The 17419-nt window shown below is 35.8% G+C and carries 17 protein-coding genes; 11 read left to right on the top strand and 6 right to left on the bottom strand.

The genetic code is table 11. The features are described 5' to 3' along the window. The first annotated feature begins 41 nt into the window (after nucleotides 1-41). The 6 genes from AR685_RS08115 (at nucleotide 42) to AR685_RS08140 (ending at nucleotide 4985) form a co-directional block, all read left to right on the top strand. Nucleotides 42-812, top strand: coding sequence for an XRE family transcriptional regulator (locus tag AR685_RS08115; RefSeq protein WP_059124257.1), 771 nt, complete (start codon nucleotides 42-44; stop codon nucleotides 810-812). A 222-nt stretch (nucleotides 813-1034) separates the two neighbouring features. Then, entirely contained in the window at nucleotides 1035-2072 is a 1038-nt protein-coding gene (locus AR685_RS08120; RefSeq protein WP_047443698.1) for a patatin-like phospholipase family protein, read from the top strand. A gap of 208 nt (nucleotides 2073-2280) precedes the next feature. Next, nucleotides 2281-3204 carry a helix-turn-helix transcriptional regulator gene (locus tag AR685_RS08125; protein ID WP_059124258.1) on the top strand — a complete coding sequence of 308 codons (924 nt, stop codon included), beginning with the start codon at nucleotides 2281-2283 and terminating at the stop codon, nucleotides 3202-3204. Nucleotides 3205-3249: 45 nt separating this feature from the next. Then, nucleotides 3250-3879: an energy transducer TonB gene (locus AR685_RS08130; RefSeq protein ID WP_228376412.1), complete on the top strand. Its 630-nt coding sequence runs from the start codon at nucleotides 3250-3252 to the stop codon at nucleotides 3877-3879. Between the two features lie 54 nt (nucleotides 3880-3933). Then, nucleotides 3934-4500 carry a DUF3575 domain-containing protein gene (locus AR685_RS08135; protein WP_047443193.1) on the top strand — a complete coding sequence of 189 codons (567 nt, stop codon included), beginning with the start codon at nucleotides 3934-3936 and terminating at the stop codon, nucleotides 4498-4500. 53 nt (nucleotides 4501-4553) lie between these two features. Beyond that, on the top strand, nucleotides 4554-4985 hold the full coding sequence (locus tag AR685_RS08140; protein WP_059124259.1) for a nucleoside deaminase: 432 nt from the start codon (nucleotides 4554-4556) through the stop codon (nucleotides 4983-4985). A gap of 49 nt (nucleotides 4986-5034) precedes the next feature. Here AR685_RS08140 and AR685_RS08145 read toward each other — a convergent pair whose 3' ends face one another. Next, entirely contained in the window at nucleotides 5035-5793 is a 759-nt protein-coding gene (locus tag AR685_RS08145) for a type III pantothenate kinase (RefSeq protein WP_047443195.1), read from the bottom strand. A gap of 108 nt (nucleotides 5794-5901) precedes the next feature. Here AR685_RS08145 and AR685_RS08150 point away from each other — a divergent pair, with 108 nt between their 5' ends. Then, complete coding sequence (locus AR685_RS08150; RefSeq protein ID WP_059124260.1) at nucleotides 5902-6735, top strand: M23 family metallopeptidase; 834 nt, start codon at nucleotides 5902-5904, stop codon at nucleotides 6733-6735. On the opposite strand, the gene AR685_RS08155 is transcribed toward AR685_RS08150, so the two are convergent. Continuing rightward, the gene (locus AR685_RS08155) at nucleotides 6732-7244 is read right to left on the bottom strand and encodes an STM3941 family protein (protein ID WP_131777605.1); all 513 of its coding nucleotides are present in this window, start codon (nucleotides 7242-7244) and stop codon (nucleotides 6732-6734) included. The two genes, AR685_RS08150 and AR685_RS08155, sit on opposite strands and share 4 nt — an antisense overlap. A 219-nt stretch (nucleotides 7245-7463) precedes the next feature. On the opposite strand from AR685_RS08155, the gene AR685_RS08160 reads away from it, so the two are divergent. Then, nucleotides 7464-8072 (top strand): hypothetical protein, encoded by a 609-nt coding sequence (locus AR685_RS08160; protein WP_059124261.1) that lies wholly within the window; start codon nucleotides 7464-7466, stop codon nucleotides 8070-8072. An 80-nt stretch (nucleotides 8073-8152) separates the two neighbouring features. Further along, nucleotides 8153-8293, top strand: coding sequence for a hypothetical protein (locus AR685_RS18255; protein WP_156122485.1), 141 nt, complete (start codon nucleotides 8153-8155; stop codon nucleotides 8291-8293). A 6-nt stretch (nucleotides 8294-8299) separates the two neighbouring features. On the opposite strand, the gene AR685_RS08165 is transcribed toward AR685_RS18255, so the two are convergent. The 3 genes from AR685_RS08165 to AR685_RS08175 form a co-directional block, all read right to left on the bottom strand. Continuing rightward, nucleotides 8300-10141 (bottom strand): M1 family metallopeptidase, encoded by a 1842-nt coding sequence (locus AR685_RS08165; protein ID WP_059124262.1) that lies wholly within the window; start codon nucleotides 10139-10141, stop codon nucleotides 8300-8302. Nucleotides 10142-10550: 409 nt separating this feature from the next. Next, complete coding sequence (locus AR685_RS08170) at nucleotides 10551-11045, bottom strand: DUF1572 family protein (protein WP_059124263.1); 495 nt, start codon at nucleotides 11043-11045, stop codon at nucleotides 10551-10553. 218 nt (nucleotides 11046-11263) lie between these two features. Next, on the bottom strand, nucleotides 11264-12955 hold the full coding sequence (locus AR685_RS08175; RefSeq protein ID WP_059124264.1) for a DUF6909 family protein: 1692 nt from the start codon (nucleotides 12953-12955) through the stop codon (nucleotides 11264-11266). Between the two features lie 444 nt (nucleotides 12956-13399). Between AR685_RS08175 and AR685_RS08180 the strand changes: the two genes are divergently transcribed. Continuing rightward, entirely contained in the window at nucleotides 13400-15595 is a 2196-nt protein-coding gene (locus tag AR685_RS08180; protein ID WP_059124265.1) for a glutamine synthetase III, read from the top strand. Nucleotides 15596-15936: 341 nt separating this feature from the next. Then, entirely contained in the window at nucleotides 15937-16626 is a 690-nt protein-coding gene (locus AR685_RS08185; RefSeq protein WP_047443203.1) for a C40 family peptidase, read from the top strand. Between the two features lie 180 nt (nucleotides 16627-16806). On the opposite strand, the gene AR685_RS08190 is transcribed toward AR685_RS08185, so the two are convergent. Then, nucleotides 16807-17388, bottom strand: a complete 582-nt coding sequence (locus AR685_RS08190) for a pentapeptide repeat-containing protein (RefSeq protein WP_059124266.1) — start codon at nucleotides 17386-17388, stop codon at nucleotides 16807-16809. Nucleotides 17389-17419: the final 31 nt, after the last annotated feature.

Raw genomic sequence — 17419 nt, forward strand, 5'->3', positions numbered from 1 at the left:
TTGTCCCAAAATTATTATATTTGCTGATACAATTTGTCCCAATGTCAATTTTTTCAGATAATATCAGGTTTTTAAGGGTTAAGAAAGATTTATCCCAACAAGGTTTTGCCGATAAGCTTAATCTCAGTCGGGATCGGTATTCAAAATATGAAAATGGTCGCTCTGAGCCCTCATATGATGTATTGATTAATATATCCAAACACTTTCATATCAGTATTGATCTTCTTCTTACTGTTGACATTAAAAAATATCCCTTAGACGAAATTCTGCAACTTCCGGACAACAGAATTGTGCTGCCCATCATCGTCGATCAGTCGGGAAACAACAGCATTGAAATTATTCCACAGAAAGCATCGATGGGTTATCTGTCCGGCTACAGCGATCCTGAATATATCGAAAATTTACAGCGGATCTCATTACCATTTCTTACCAACGGAAAATACCGGGCGTTTCCGGCGCAGGGAGATTCTATGCCTCCGTTCAAAGATGGTTCTTACATTATTGGAAAGTATGTTGAGAATATTGAGGATTTAAAACCAAACAAAAGCTACATTTTTATCACGCTGGATGATGGAATTACCTATAAAAGATTTAAAGCTAAAAAAGAAAATTTAATCACCGTAAGTGCCGACAATGAATTTTATGATCCATATGATATTGATCTGAAAAACATTGTTGAAATCTGGCAGTATGCATCAGGCATTTTCCCTGAAGAATTTGAAGCAGATTATCCTCAGAATTATCATGTGAAAGATTTGTTTTTGGAATTGAGGAAGGATATTAAAAACCTGGAAAATAAGATGTTTAAATAATTTTGATAAAGACTAATAATTAAACAGATTTGATTTTTAACAGTAAGAAATCTGACAAGTATTTACCCAATCAACCAATGAAAATAACGATATTGAAACCTGGAAAAAATAGTGCATCAAGCATTTAAAATAAAAAAATATATTTAAATCTGAATTATAATACGACAACTTCTGTCGCTTCCCAAGCCTACATTTGCTTTAATGAAAATCACCAAAAAAGCAATGAAAAAAGTAACCTTACTTTCTTTAGACGGTGGCGGAATAAGAGGAATTATTACCTGTATTATTTTACGTTACATAGAGGAGCAACTACAGCATCATGACCATCCCAACGCAAAACTGGGAGACTATTTTGATCTGGTTGCAGGCAGCAGCACAGGCGCTTTGATCGCATCGATCATTTTGTGTCCTGACGAAAACAGAAAAGCAAAACACTCAATACAGAAAGGTTTAGAACTCTACGCAGAAAAAGGAGAAAGCATCTTTCAGGTATCATTTTGGGAAAGACTGATCAATCCATATGGTTTGTTTAACGAAAAAATATCTCAGAGTGTTTTAGAGAAAAACCTTATCGACTTTTTCGGAAATCTAGAATTAAAAGAATTTATAAAACCTTGTTTAATTACCAGCTATGACATAGAGAACCGCAGAGCAAAATTGTTCAACTCTTGGAATGCAGTTTTGAGTACTGATAATTTTTATGTAAGAGATATTTGTCGGGCTACTTCTGCTGCGCCCACATATTTCAGTCCGGTACAGATTAAATCGATGTACGGACAGGTTTTCAGTCTTATTGACGGCGGAATGTACGCCAATAATCCTGCATTGTGTGCATATGCGGAAGCTAGAAAAATCCCTTTTGCGGAAGTGCTGAAAAACCATCAGAAAGCCAATCATCCGACGGTAAATGATATGATCATCGTTTCTATAGGAACCGGAATTGAATCTAAAAGTTATTCGTTCAAAAAACTTCAGAAAGCAGGAAAACTGGGTTGGGTGTCTCCGATTATTGATATTCTGATGTCTGCAAATGCTGAAACCGTAGATTATCAGCTATGTCAGATGTTTCAGACTTTGGGGCAGAGAAATCAGAAGAATTATTACAGAATTAATCCCTCTCTGAAAAACGCTTCCCCAGCAATGGATAATGTAAGAAGATCAAATATTGAAAACCTGATACAGGCCGGATTGAGTTATATTGATGATAACAGGGAAGTTTTAAATCAGATTGTCCATAAATTAATCAGAAATAAAATATAAGGTTTTTTGCTTATAATAAATCAATATAAGCTTAATTGATTATAATTAACCGCTCATCATAAGAGCGGTTTTTTAATGATAAATTTAAAACACGACATTGTTTGTCGTATTAAGCTCATATATTTGTTTAACAAAATTACGCAATGAAACGCTTGCGCTCCATTCGACTAAAATATAATGCAGCAAGGCTGCAACATAAAAATGCCCGATGAAAAAAGATTTTTACCTTACAAGATATGCCCTGATCATCAAGAAATTAGAGACTGCTCCTGCTACCTATTCACAGTTGGAAGACTATCTTCTCAACTCTTTTGAATTTCAGGATGCAGATATAAAAAGCTACTCGATCCGTACTTTGCAAAGGGATATCCGTGAGATTTCAAATCTTTTTAATCTTTCAATTCACAATAAAAAGAAAGGTGACAACCGTTATTATATCGAAAGTCGACCGATGATGGAAGTCGATGAATACAACCAAAAATTATTAGAATCTTTTCAGGTAAGCAATGCATTAAATGTACATCCCGACTTTGCAGATTTTATTTTTTTTGAAAGCAGAAAACCCACTGGTGTAGAGCATTTTTATGACCTCTTCTTTGCCATCCGCAATAAAAGAGTCGTGACTTTTGAGCATTACAATTACAAAAACAAACTGATGACCTCACGTAAAGTACATCCTCTGGCGCTGAAAGAATCTAAAGACCGCTGGTATTTGATTGCCATTGACACCAAAGACAAAACCTTAAAATCATTCGGTTTAGACAGGATCAATTATCTGGATGTGACCAAAAATAAATTCAGAGAGAAATACAAATTCAGTTTCCGGGAACATTTTAAAAATGCTTTCGGGGTAATGAATTTAACCGAACAGAAACCACAGAAAATCGTCCTGAAATGCAGCCGGCATCAAGGCGAATATATTAGAAGTTTTGCGCTGCATCAGTCTCAGAAAGAAACCAGAGAAACTCAGGAAGAGATTTATTTTGAGTTCTTCCTCCACCCTACTTATGACTTTATGCAGGAGATTCTCTCATATGGAAAAGAAGTTACCCTTTTAGAACCTAAAACCTTAGTTGATGAGATCAGAGCTCATTTGCAAGCTTCGTTGAGCAATTATTCGAAAGAATTGTAAGTCTGTATATTCATTTTTTGATTACATTTACATAAATATCTACGATTGAAATCACAGTTTCTCTTTCTTTTCTTTTTCATTTCTACCTTTTGTTTTTCGCAGCAGACGGAAGAATTTAAACAGGTGAAAAATTATTACAACCAGCACAGAAGTATGCTGAATAATGAGTTTAAGAAGAAATTTGATGCAGAAACCAATAACGTCATTAAAACTTCCATCAAGCAGGATTTCTTATTCTTCATGAAAAAGATGGACAGCATCGAGAATACGGCATTGGTGGGTGCCTTGCTTAAAGTGAGAAATACCGAAGATCTGGATAATTTGAATTTAGAAAAAAAAATAAATCCTACTGCTGATCACAGCGAAATTTTTCCTTTTACAGACAAAACTGCAGACTACCCCGGTGGCATTAATGCGTTGAGAAAGGAAGTTGCCAATCTTTTTTACAGTGAAGCCGTATTTTCAGAGATTAATCCTGTAAAAACCAATGTAGCTTTTGTAGTAGAAAAAAACGGTAAAATCACCAACGTACGAGCAGAAGGTGATAACTTCACTTTTAACCGCCAGGCAGAAATCGCTTTATATTCTCTTTCGGGAAAATTTTCTCCCGCAGTGATCAATGGCGATCCGGTGAGATACCGCTTCAGACTTCCTCTAACTTTAAATCTTGAATGATTGATTTTTTCTTGGTCGTCTCATTATTAATATTACTTTTGAGAAAAAAATTCAATGAAAAAACTCTTTACCATCTTAACGGTTTGCATCACCGTTTTTTCTTTACACGCACAAGAACTTAGTTCTAATCATGAAAGCGACTCCGAACGAAAAAATGATATCCTTCTTGATCCTATTTTATTAATTGCTGTTCCTATGGTCAATGTTAGCTACGAAAGATTAATCAATAAAGATATGGGGATCGGGGTTAATGCAATGATCACTTTAAGCGATGAAGTGGATGACTTCAAGCAGTTCTCTCCTTATTTCAGATATTATATGGGAAAAAAATATGCTTCAGGATTTTTCTTCGAAGGTTTTGTTCCGGTAACATTACAGAATGATGCATACTACAGTTATCAGTATGACGATTTCACCAACAGTTACTATTACATCAACAGTGCTAAGAAAAATTCAACAACTGTAGGAATTGGTTTTGGAGTCGGAGGAAAATGGGTAATTAAAGACCGTTTGGTAATAGAAGCCAGCGGAGGTATTGCCAGGAGATTCGGTGATTTCGACAAATATGATATTGGGCCTGTCACCGGAAAAATTATGGGCGGTATAGGATATCGATTCTAAATTTTAAAAAATACATACTTAAAAGCTTAGTTTTGCACTAAGCTTTTATTTTTATGTTTACCGACGAATATTTTATGAAAATGGCTTTTCAGGAAGCCGAGATTGCCTTCGAAAAAGATGAGGTTCCGATAGGATGCGTGGTGGTTTCTAACAATCGAGTGATTGCAAGAGCTCATAATCTTACCGAAACTTTAAACGACGTTACCGCTCACGCCGAAATGCAGGCCATCACTTCTGCTGCCAATTTTTTAGGCGGAAAATATCTGATTAACTGCACTTTGTACGTGACCTTAGAACCTTGCGTGATGTGTTCGGGAGCCCTTGCGTGGTCACAGATTTCAAAAGTGGTGATTGGTGCAAGAGACGAACAGCGCGGTTTTATCAATAAAAATTTAACACTTCATCCAAAAACAGAAATCGTCACCGGAATTATGGAGAATGAATGCTCTTCTATTGTAAAAGAGTTTTTCAAATCGAAAAGATAGATTCAGGTAAGGCTGTTGACATCTATATTAGCCTTATCCTGAGCCTCAATTACAAATTTTTACCCAAAAAGTAAAGCCCTTTTAGCGTGTGCAGTCGGTCTGCAATATGTATTTTGTCTGTGAGTGGCTTGTACACGTGAGAAACCCCGCCCGTTGCGATAACAAAACAGTCGTCATTTACCTCATCATTGATACGGTCGATAAAGCCTTCCACCATGCCGAGGAAACCATAGACCATACCGCTTTGCATACAGCTGATAGTGTCTAAACCTAAAACAGATTTTGGTTTCACAAGTTCAATTTCGGGGAGCTGAGCGGTTTGGCTAATTAAAGAATTTAATGAAGTTACGATTCCCGGAGCGATAATAACGCCCAATGTTTCACCATTTTCTGCAACACAACTTGCCGTAAGCGCGGTTCCGAAATCAAGTACAATCTTCTTTCTGTCGGGATACATATTATGCGCAGCAACTAGGTTGGCGTAAATATCCGTTCCCATTTGCTTCGACTTGGCAATAACTCCTGAAGGTGTAGTGCGGTCTACCATAATCGGAACAATTCCGTGAATTTTTCTTATCGCAGAGGTAATTTCCCTGGTCAGTTGCGGAACTACAGAACCAATAATGATTTTTTCTATTTTTTTAGGATCAACTTTATAGGTTTGATATAAAATCAGCATCTGACCGTGCAGTTCATCTGCTGTACGGTACGGCTTGGTATTGATCACCCATGAGATATCACAGTTGTCATCGTCAAAAAGACCAAATCTGATATTGCTGTTTCCAACATTGATTACGATAGAATTCATTAAATAGCTTTTCGGTGGTAAATGTAACAATTTTCATAAAAAGAGCCTTTTAATATTTGACAAAATGGTTTATCATTGTAAAAACAATTTATTAGATTTAAAACACCAATGAAAAAATTTATTATTCTCATATTTATCAGCCACTTCACAATCCTCTTCGCTCAGAAAAACGTCAAAATGTACAACGAGCGAAAAGGCGACACGATCACATTTTATGTCGACAACCAGGAGATTTATCCCGTTTCATTAGTTTTTAACGGCCAGCCGGAGATTAATAATTTAAAAAAGCCTGAACTGTTCAAAACCACTCAGGTTATTCCTGCTAAAACGGTAAAGCAGAAAGTAACTTACTTTGTGGTAAATGATAAAAAGAAAGGCTGGGGAATCAAAAAGATGCCAGGCTACCAATCCTACATAGGTGATATCACCCTCAAAAATTATGACACTCAGTATGTCTACGACTTACCTTTTGGAAAGGGAAAAGCATTCTGGATCCATCAGGGCTATAATGGAACATTCTCTCATCAAAATGAAAATTCTTTAGATTTCATCATGCCAGAGGGCACAGAAGTTTTAGCAGCAAGAGAAGGCATGGTGATTGACATCGTTCAGAACAACGACAAAAGCTGCCCCACCCGAAGCTGCGCCCCTTTCGGAAATTATGTTTCTATATTGCATCATGATGGAACGATTGCACAATACTATCATTTAGAGCAAAATGGTGTTCAGGTAAAACTCGGAGACAGCATAAAAAAAGGTCAATTTATCGCATACAGCGGAAATACCGGCTGGAGCAGCGGGCCACACCTCCACTTTAATGTATATATCTCGAGTGCGACGGCAGATAAGAACAGAATTACGGTGAAGACGCTTTTTAAAACCGGACATGGGGATAAGGTGCAGTATCTGGAGGAAGGCAAATCTTATGCGAGGGGGTATTAATTATTCTTAAATTGCTTCGCATTGTCAACCAACAATTTATAAAGATCATCAAAATTTATCTGTAATGAATTTGCTGAAATACAGATTGGCGTTTCATAATATCTGAAATTTAACTTAAGTCCTCTAAGTTTCAACCACTGAGTTGTTTTATTAAGATAATCTATTGGATTCTGTACTATGACAAGAATAAATTTGTTCTGATTAACATTCACCATTTTAACTTCTTTAATGTCTTTCCAAGGTATAAAACCTAATGCAAGAGCACTGGAATTATCATTAATTCCTTTTTCGTTAATAATTAGTCCCGGTTTTTTATTAGACAACCTAAATAACATTGTTATCGCTGCAAAACCAAAAAAAACAACACAAACAAAACCTGCCAGAAAACGGGGAAAAGGCTTCACTATCCAGGCATATCTGTTTGAATGATTGGTAGGTTCCGGTTCATATATTATTAAAATTAACCCAAGAACAACAAATAAAACTGCGCCCAAAAACAGGAGTGTCATTTTGATTCTACTTAGGGGGATTACTACTGTATCAATCCTTCCATTTATCATTATTAATTCGTCTTTAGATTGCCAAAAGTAAATCAAACAATTGAAATAAAAACTAATTTTTACTTATTTTAATCTATAAGAATAGATTAAAATTGCACATATAATTATTAAGGTTTTTTTTAAATCTTGAAATATATCTCTGAAGGTCTACTAATTCTTTAATAAACTATGAAATATTCTTTCACCATACTTCTCCTTCCTCTCATCAATCTCAGCTGCAACCATACAAAAATGGCAACAACTTCAAGCTGCGCCGATTATTCAATTTATTATAATTATACAAGTGACCGCAACACATTAAAGCAGCTAAAAGACATCCCAAATCTTAAGGAAATCGATGAGCAATCGTTCAATTTTTATCTTGATAGCGGTGATAATTTTGAAAAAATTAAAAAGGATCAAATAGTATTTGTCCCGGAAAGTGAGTTTTTTCAAATTCCTGACCGTAAAGGAGAGATTCCACTCTACGTTCTAGGATTTGTTCAGAATAACAATATTAAACAGTACCTGGTATTTGGTCTTCATATTGGACAGAACTCATCTTTATATATCATCAATCAGGTAGACAATAAAATAACCTCAATGTTTTCAGCTCATTCTAATTACAACTCCGGTTATGGTGGTGAGAATGTAGAAACAAAAAAAGTATCTGATTCTATTTTCAATGTTAAAGTGTTTCATTCTTATGATACAATTGACCGCAATGGCAACTCTTCCGAAACTTGTCACTATCAGCTTATACTATCTGATGAAGGATATTTAAGCGTGGTTCCGTAATCCTCCAATTTTACTAAAGTAGTGGTTTTTAAAATTTAGTTAAAAATCAAATCCATCCGTTTTAAACCAAATCCATCCGCATGAAGTCTCCCACAACTTGTGGGAAACAAAATGCATCCGCAGGAAGTCTTCCGCAAACCTGTTTTAAACCAAATGCAGTTTGCATTGATACAAAACAAAATCCCCAAAGAAAACTCTTCGGGGGTTATTTATTGATTTAAACCAAACTATTTCACTTCAACAAAATTGTTTTCAGGATTTACATCTGCCATTCTCTGGCTGAAATCTATGCCTAGCAATGACAGTTGAGATTTGGTATACGGAATCGTCAGCGAATATTCTTTCTGCGTCCATGGCCAGTATTTTTCTGTCTTAAAATCACCGTAGCCATCTTTCTCCTTCCAGGTATGGGTCATATTCATTGGGATGTAATAGGTGATAATCTTTTTATCTGTAGTCATCACGCTAAAGTCGATAGGCATAGGAACCTGACTGTTGTTCAGCAGAGTGATCGTTGTAGATTTTGCATCGTACTTCACATCTTTAATTCCGTAGTCGATGGTTTTTGTCGTGTTGATCCAGTAATGATGAAACCACTTCAGATCCATACCCGAAACTTTCTGTGCAATGTGAAGGAAATCTCTGTCGGTAGGATGTTTCATCGCCCACTGATCAAAATATTCTTTCATTATTTTTTCTAAATTCTGTTCACCAACAATGTAGCCTAGCTGCACCAGATACAATTCTCCTTTCACATAACTTGCAAAACTGTACGCTGTACCGTTGTCATGATGATCGCCCAACCACACTGCAGGCTCTTCGATTCCTCTCTGTACAATACTTCTGTATGCATTGATTTTATCTACAAAAGGATTTGGTCGCTCATCTTTTGGCGGAAACAACTGATGCATCACGATGCTTTCGGCATAACTTGTAAAACCTTCGTCCATCCACGGTCTTAAAGGTTCGTTGGTTGCCAGCATCTGCTGATACCATGAGTGAGAACCTTCATGAACCATTAACCCCATTAAATCTTCAATATTTTTTGCTTCACCTAAAATCATCGTACACATCCCATATTCCATCCCACCGTCACCACCTTGGATGAAAGCGTAAGAAGGATAGGCATATTTTCCGAATCTGGAATTCATAATCTGGAAATATTTGGTCACGTAAGACTGTGCTTCACCCCAAACCTTGGTTTTATCATTTTTCTGATAGACAAAAAATACCTTCGGCCCTTGCGGAACATCAAAACTTTCAACGGAATAATCTTTATCTGCAGCCCAAGCAAAGTCTAGCATATTTTTGGCAGTCCACTTCCAGGTAGCCTTATTTTTATCAGCTTTAATATTTGCGGATGCATCATACCCTTTCACTTCTGTAGGATTCAAAAGTGTTCCGCCCGCTCCTACTACATAATCTTTATTGATTTTAATCGTCACATCAAAATCTGCAAAAGGTGCATGAAATTCTCTTCCCACATAATCAAAAGTTGCCCAGCCATCATAATCGTACTCAGCAATTTTCGGGTACCATTGTGTCATTGTCATATCAACGCCTTCACGATTATTTCTTCCGCTGCGTCTGATCTGCTGAGGAATTACAGCATCCCACTCCATGGTGAAAGTGGTTTTGGAATTGGGTTTTAAAGATTCATTTAAATAAACCTTCATCACCGTTTCCTGAATTTCAAACTTCAGATTCTTTCCGTTTTGTTTAATCCAGTGGATATTTTGTGCACCTTCCTGATCCTTAGGAATCGATGCTAGTCTTGAAACTCCGTCTTTCTGCAATCTCGAATCCCCGTTTTTTCCCTGTCCGCCCACTCGCTGATCCATCATTGAATTGGGTTTAAAAGCATTCCAGTACAAATGGAAATACACAACATTGAGTTCGTCTGGCGAATTATTGGAATAGTTTAAAGTTTGATTTCCTTCGTAGGTAAATTTTTCTGCATTGACATCAATATCCATTTTGTATTGGGCAGCCTGCTGATAATAAGCGTTCTGCTGCGCCTGCAACTGCGAAATGATCAAAGCAAAGAGTATTGCAAACGATTTTTTCATTGAAAATTTATTTTTTTTAAAGGTAAGTAAATTTTGAAAGAGGCTCAAATGTGATATTCAGGCTCGATTGTATGTTTTGATTGTTTAATAATGATGAGGTTAAATTTTGTGTTGTAGAATTGGGGATTTTTATTTCCCGCAAATTAAACAGATTCTCACAGATGATTACGTATAAGAATCTTTGTTAATCTGTGTGAACCCATTAATCTTTCTAGAATTTTTTTCCCAATAACCCTAAGAGGGAAAATTTCTCAAAACTCATCAAAATTACACCCTTTATGGATGGGGAAATTAATTATGATAATTTTTTTTGACTGAACTTTCAAATACAAATCATTAGTATTATTGGTGAAAAAAAATTATGTCATTTGTGTTTAAAAAAATAAAACCTCAAAGGCAGACGTATCGATCAGTGAAAAGCATCAGTATTGTTTGTATTGAAATGAATCATTTTCTTAATCAAAGTAATCTGTCCCAAATGATAATAAGCATGTTCAATCATTCCGTCAATATTTCTTAAATACGTTCCGTATTTTTCATCGACAAAGACTTCATTTAATTTAGAATCTGGCATCTGTTCCAATAATGTTGCGAACTTTTCAGAATCATTCCACAGTTTATTTAAAAGAGATTCCCATTGCTGCTGAGATTCAATCGGAGGAAGATCAAAGCTGAACTGATCTCTGATTTCCAGATTGCCACCTTCGAAAACATTGAGAATTCCAGCAATATAATAATCGATGTGAAATGTGAGCATGGCAATGGTGTTCAAATCAGCAATTTTCGTGTTTGCGTGATGCCAGGTTACATCTGAAAGCTGATCTTTAAAATTGGTATTGGCAATCCATTTTCCATCCAATACAACTTCACGGAATCTTTTGGCTAACTGTGAGGGTGTGCTCATTGTTTTGTTTTTTTAAAGATAAATATTTTTTAGTTCCCCACGGATTGCACAGATTTTCACAGATTCTTTTTTTAAATAACCAAGACGCAATGCCACGAATTCACAAATGAAACTAGATCATTTATTCATCAACCTTGCCAAGGTTCGTAACGATTAAAACCAAAAAAATCCTTCAAGGTTTCTAAAACCTTGAAGGATTGTATTCCGAGTAACCAGACTTATTTTTTTGAAGAAATTTCTTTCTTTCCGCTTTGTAAAATCTTTTCCAGGATTCTTAAAGTAATCAGATACGTCGGTTTTACACCGGTCAGTCCTAATCCACCTGAAGACAATGTAGCTCCAGTTTCCAAAGGATTATCTGAAGCATAGTAAGCATAACTTACAAACAGATCCGGCGCAATATGATGTCTGATTTTCGATGCCACCTGAATCGCCTTCTGGTAATGTGCACCTTCCATTTCAAGCCCGATGGCCTTCCATGAAGTATTCATAAAATACTGAAGAATATCTCTGTTTTGAAGCGAAGTTCCTAAAACGGTAATCATCGGACCTTCGAAAGCTTTCAATTCATCATCCTGAAAATCATCCAATTTCAAAGCATTTTCAAAAGGATAATTATCGGCTGTTCCTTCAAAAATATGAGAGGTTGGAATCATAATATCGCCTTTTCCACCCGCGAGAATTCCCGCTTTCCCCATGATAGAAACAGATTTTACCTTCATCATATACACCTCTCCTTTTTGTTCGAAGGGTCTCAGCAATTCATCCATTACTTCAAAGGCCTGTTCGCCAAAAGCATAATCGAAAACCATGATCACATCGTCACCATCATATTTCAAGTGACCGAATGGGGTATTTTTAAGATTGGTTTTGCTTAAATCAATAATCTGAACATCGATATTACTTCCGCTCTTGTCGTTGATGTAAACTAAACCTTCTTCCAACGCATATTTTGAAACTTTGTCGCGAAGATCTTTTTTATCTGAAATTTCTCCGTAAAGTTTGTAATCAACATCTTTCGGATCTTTTTTCTTTAAAGCATCATTACTGTACAGCATATTTTTCACCGAATGCATATTCGCAGAAATAATGTGCAACGGACGCATGTGAAGATTGTTTTCAAATAAAACTTCTTTCACTTTGTGAGCCCATTTTTCACCGAAATAATGATGCCCAACTCTTTCTTTTAAAATAGCACTGAAATAAATCTCGCGCTCACGGCTTTGTTTGGCATCTTCCAGACTCACCTTTCCTAAATGGTAAATGATTTTGAATAATCTGTCCGGATTTTCGTCATCGCCGAAAGTATTGTAAGCATTTAAGGTTTCATCGAAAGTTCTTCCTATTAAAGAAGAAAGATGAATCAGTGCGACTTCTTTTTCTCTTCTGCTGAATTTTTTCTCGCCTTTTACCACTTCTTCAATGATTTTGAAAGCACGTGTCGGCTTCCAGTTTTCATCCTGGATAAATGCGAGATTACGGATTTTATCGGCTTCTATAAATAAGAACGTTAAGTGGGTAAGGATATCATAGATTTCTGAACGTCCCAAAAGAACCTCAATGTTCATCTGATGTTCGTCGATACGGTAACAGTTTCTTCTTCTCTTTTTAGGAACGATCGGCTCGAAGCTCCCTTTATCAAAACCTTCGTCTGATGTAAGATGAATGAAAGCGCATTCTTCAATTCCTTCCGGAAGTCTGTCTAAAACATACATCAAACCATCAAGTTCCAATTTGCTTGGAACGCTCATGGTACCGTAAATTTCGGGATTGATCGTTTTCAACAAACTTCTAATGCTTTCTCCGGAAACTCCGCTTGGCTTGAAAAAACCTCTATAAAACAGGTGTCTCATAGAAATGTATAATCTTTCAATTGCCTCAGTGGTTTCTCTTGCTCTAGAATTTGTCATATATTAAAATTTTTATAAAAAGTCTGACAAGTTACGAAATTTAAATTTAGCACATCTAATAAATTAATAATCAACAGATTAAAATTCAAAGTTATTTTTAACCCGTTTTCAATAATTATTTCTTAAAAATAACGTTTCCTTTTAAACCGCAGAAAAATTTCAGAATAAGTTTTCTTCATATTACAAAATTTCCATCCTTATATATAAGTCTGATTACTGATTATTAAATATTTCTTTGTAATTTTAATATTGTGGCACCCAAATCAGAACTTAAGCTTCTTGTTTATCCACATCAAATCATTAAAATTCCCAAAAACCCTTAACACACACAGGGGTTGATATAAATTTAATTAAATTTTAAATTTATTAACACTAAAAACAATAGGGGTACTTCTATTTTAATTCATTTTTTTTGTAAATTTGCAACATAAAATTCAACACTATATGTCAACTTTAAGATTTAAAGCTTTAGAAACTTTACCATTCAAGGACTTTAGAAAAGATAATTCAGTAGAAATTCCTGCTAAATTATCAGAATTGTTTTGTGAAAATGTATTCTCTGAGAACACAATGAGAGAATACCTTACAAAAGAAGCATTCCAATCTATTATGGATGCTATTAAAAAGGGAAGTAAGATCCAGAGACTAATTGCGGATCAGGTAGCAGTAGCTATGAAAGACTGGGCAATGAGCAAAGGTGTTACTCACTACACGCACTGGTTTCAGCCATTAACTGGAAGCACTGCAGAAAAGCACGATTCATTCTTCACACCTATCGAGGGTGGCAGAGCGATCGAAAGATTCAGCGGAAACTTATTAATTCAGCAAGAGCCTGATGCATCTTCTTTCCCGAACGGAGGCATCAGAAACACTTTTGAAGCAAGAGGTTACACTGCTTGGGATCCTACATCTCCAGCTTTCATTATGGGAACTACTTTATGTATCCCTTCAATCTTTATCTCTTACACAGGAGAAACTTTAGATTACAAAGCGCCTTTATTGAGAGCTTTGCACGCTGTAGACGAAGCTGCAACGAATGTTATGCAGTATTTCGACAAAAATGTAACGAAAGTAACTCCTACTTTAGGTTGGGAGCAAGAATATTTCCTGGTTGATTCAGCATTATATCAATCTCGTCCAGATTTGGTTTTAACGGGTAAAACTTTGTTAGGACACTCTCCTGCAAAAGGACAACAATTGGATGACCACTATTTCGGTTCAATTCCTACAAGAGTAATGAACTTCATGAAAGAGTTGGAAGTTGAATGTATGAAACTGGGGATTCCTGTAACAACAAGACACAACGAGGTAGCTCCAAACCAGTTTGAGCTAGCCCCAATGTTTGAAGAAGTAAACGTGGCAGTTGACCACAACTCTTTGTTGATGGACGTAATGGCAAGAATTGCTCACAGACACCATTTCCACATTTTATTCCATGAAAAACCATTCGCAGGAGTAAACGGAAGCGGAAAGCACAACAACTGGTCTTTAGCAACCGATACAGGTGAAAACCTTTTGAGTCCGGGAAAAAACCCTAAGAAAAACTTACAGTTCTTAACATTCTTCGTAAATACCATCAAAGCTGTTCATGAATATGCTGATCTTTTAAGAGCAAGTATTGCTTCTGCAAGCAACGACCACAGATTGGGTGCAAACGAAGCTCCACCGGCAATTATCTCTGTATTTATCGGAAGTCAGTTGTTCAGAGTTTTGGAAGAGCTTGAAAAAGTAACGGAAGGAAAGCTTTCACCAGACGAGAAAACAGATTTAAAACTGAATGTTGTTGGAAAAATTCCTGAAATCTTGCTGGATAACACGGATAGAAACAGAACTTCTCCATTTGCATTTACAGGAAATAAATTTGAGATCAGGGCGGTAGGTTCTTCTGCAAACTGCGCAGAATCTATGACGGTAATGAATACGATTGCTGCAAAACAGTTGGGTGATTTCAAAAAAGAAGTAGACGCTTTAATTGAAACAGGTCTTAAAAAAGACGAAGCGATCTTCAATGTATTGAGAGAATACATCAAGCAGTGTAAAAACATCATGTTTGAAGGAGACGGATATTCTGATGACTGGGCTGTAGAAGCAGAAAAAAGAGGTCTAAACAACTGGAAAACTACTCCTGAAGCATTGAAGCAGGAAATGAACCAGAAGTTCCTTGATCTATATGAAGAAATCGGAATCTTCAACCACAGAGAAGTTGAAGCAAGAAACGAAATCAAATTAGAAAAATATTCAACTGTAATTGATATTGAGGCTAGAGTACTGAGTGACATCGCAAGAAACCACATCATTCCTTCCGCTTTAAATTACCAGAACCGACTCATTGAAAACGTAAGAGGTCTTAAGGATATATTTGAAGATAAAGAATTCAAAACTTTGGCAAAAGAGCAAATGAGCTTAATCACTCAGATTTCCGGAAACATTTCTAAAATTAAATTAGGTGTTGAAGATCTTATGAAAGCGAGAGAAGCAGCAAAAGCTACTTCTGAAAGCCAAAAGCAAGCAGAAATGTACTGCACAAGCGTAATCCCTTTATTTGAATCTATTAGAGAAGCTTCTGATGATCTCGAAATGATGGTAGACGACGAGCTATGGCCAATGACAAAATATAGAGAAATGTTATTTACAAGATAACATCTGTAAAGTTCCATATTAGTGAAGGTTCCCTGTGTTTCAGGGAACTTTTTTTATACATTTTTAACATCGTTATCCAGAAAGTTGGATTTTAAACAATCTCGATCATCAAAGGAAATCCAATATCTTATGTTAAAAAATCTTAATAAAAAAAAACGCTACATCACCAAAATAGGGACGTAGCGGTTTGTTTTCCTTTAACATTCTTATGCAGTATGTTAAAATGTGTTAAAACGAAGACATGACAATAATCATATCGAGGCTGTCTTGGCTGGAATATCTACTTTTGTAATGCTTTAGAGAAATAAATATTCCTTTTTAACACGGATAATAAAAAATATATGAAGAAAAGAGTTTTGTTTTATTTGGTTGCTTTCGTTTCTACAATATCACTACAATCATGCGTTACTAATTACGTAGTTTCAAAACCGGCAACTTACACTAAAGAATACAAAACAGATGCCAAACTTGCTGCAATAGATACTAGGATAGAGAATGATAAAAAGTTGTTAATCAACTCTTTTATCTCTGAGAAAGCAGTAGCCATCAACAACACTAAAAATTCTTTAAAAAATTCTGAAATCGCAAAAGCGATTAAACATAATAAGACAATTGATAACATCTTAACAGAAGCTTCAACATACTTAGGAACTCCATACAGATACGGAGGAACTACAAGAAACGGAATCGACTGTTCAGCATTTGTATTATCAGTATTCGGTGCAGCAGCCGGTCTTACTTTACCAAGAGTTGCAGCGTCTCAATCTCAGGAAGGAGAAGCAATTGATAAAGAAAACCTTCAGAAAGGAGATTTGATTTTCTTTTCTCACGGCAGAAGAATTTCTCACGTAGGAATTGTAGAAGATGTAACTGAAGAAGGAGAAGTAAAATTCATTCATGCAGCCACTTCAAAAGGAGTAATGATTTCTTCACTGAATGACTCTTACTGGGGACCAAAATTCAGGTTTGCCAAAAGAGTAATCAATGAAAACGGAGAAAGTTACCAAAACTTAGCATCTACTAATTTTTAGTCTTAAATAATTGATTTATATAAATGAAGCCATCAAATTTTGATGGCTTTAATTTTTTCTAAGACTAGATATATCACTAATAACTTTTCACTGCCAAGTCGGCAAAGTTGAGTTACAGGTCTCCATACTTTTCGTCCGCAATACCGATGATTATTTAGCAAATGCCATCAATACGTAAAATCAGCTGTTTTTATCTATTTCTATATCGAAACGACGTAAGAGTCCATGAATTTCTGAAAGTGAAAATTTAGTCTTCTTAAGCCTGTTTGATTCAGGATTGATCGTGTAATTGAAAGAAGTTCTGAGGTCAGCTTTTTCTAAATTGGTTCTTTCGAATATTGCTCCATTAAAATCACAGTTTGAAAAGACAGAATTAGTTAAATCACATTCAGCAAAATCAACCTCAATCAGTTTACAATTTTTAAATAAAGTTCTCTTAACGGTTGTTTTATAGAAAACAGAATTATTTAGAGCACATCCTTCAAATCCGAAAGACATCCCAAACTCATTGCAGTCATCGAAATGCATTCCAATCATTTTGCAGTCCTTGAAAATGACGTCACGAAAACCAGTCCCTGTCAATTTGGTCATGCTTAAATTACAGTCTGTGAATTCACAATCGGTAAATTTAAACTGAGAAAGATTGGCATATTCAAAATTGCAGTTGTTAAAAGTGCAATTTTCGTATTCACCCATTTGTAGCGGTGTGTCAGCAAAGTTTAACTGAGCATAACTATGATCCAACACGTAAGACTCATTCATCAACTGTTAAGATTTTATGTAAAAGGAAAAT

This window comes from Chryseobacterium sp. JAH, from assembly GCF_001507335.1.
GTDB lineage: Bacteria > Bacteroidota > Bacteroidia > Flavobacteriales > Weeksellaceae > Chryseobacterium.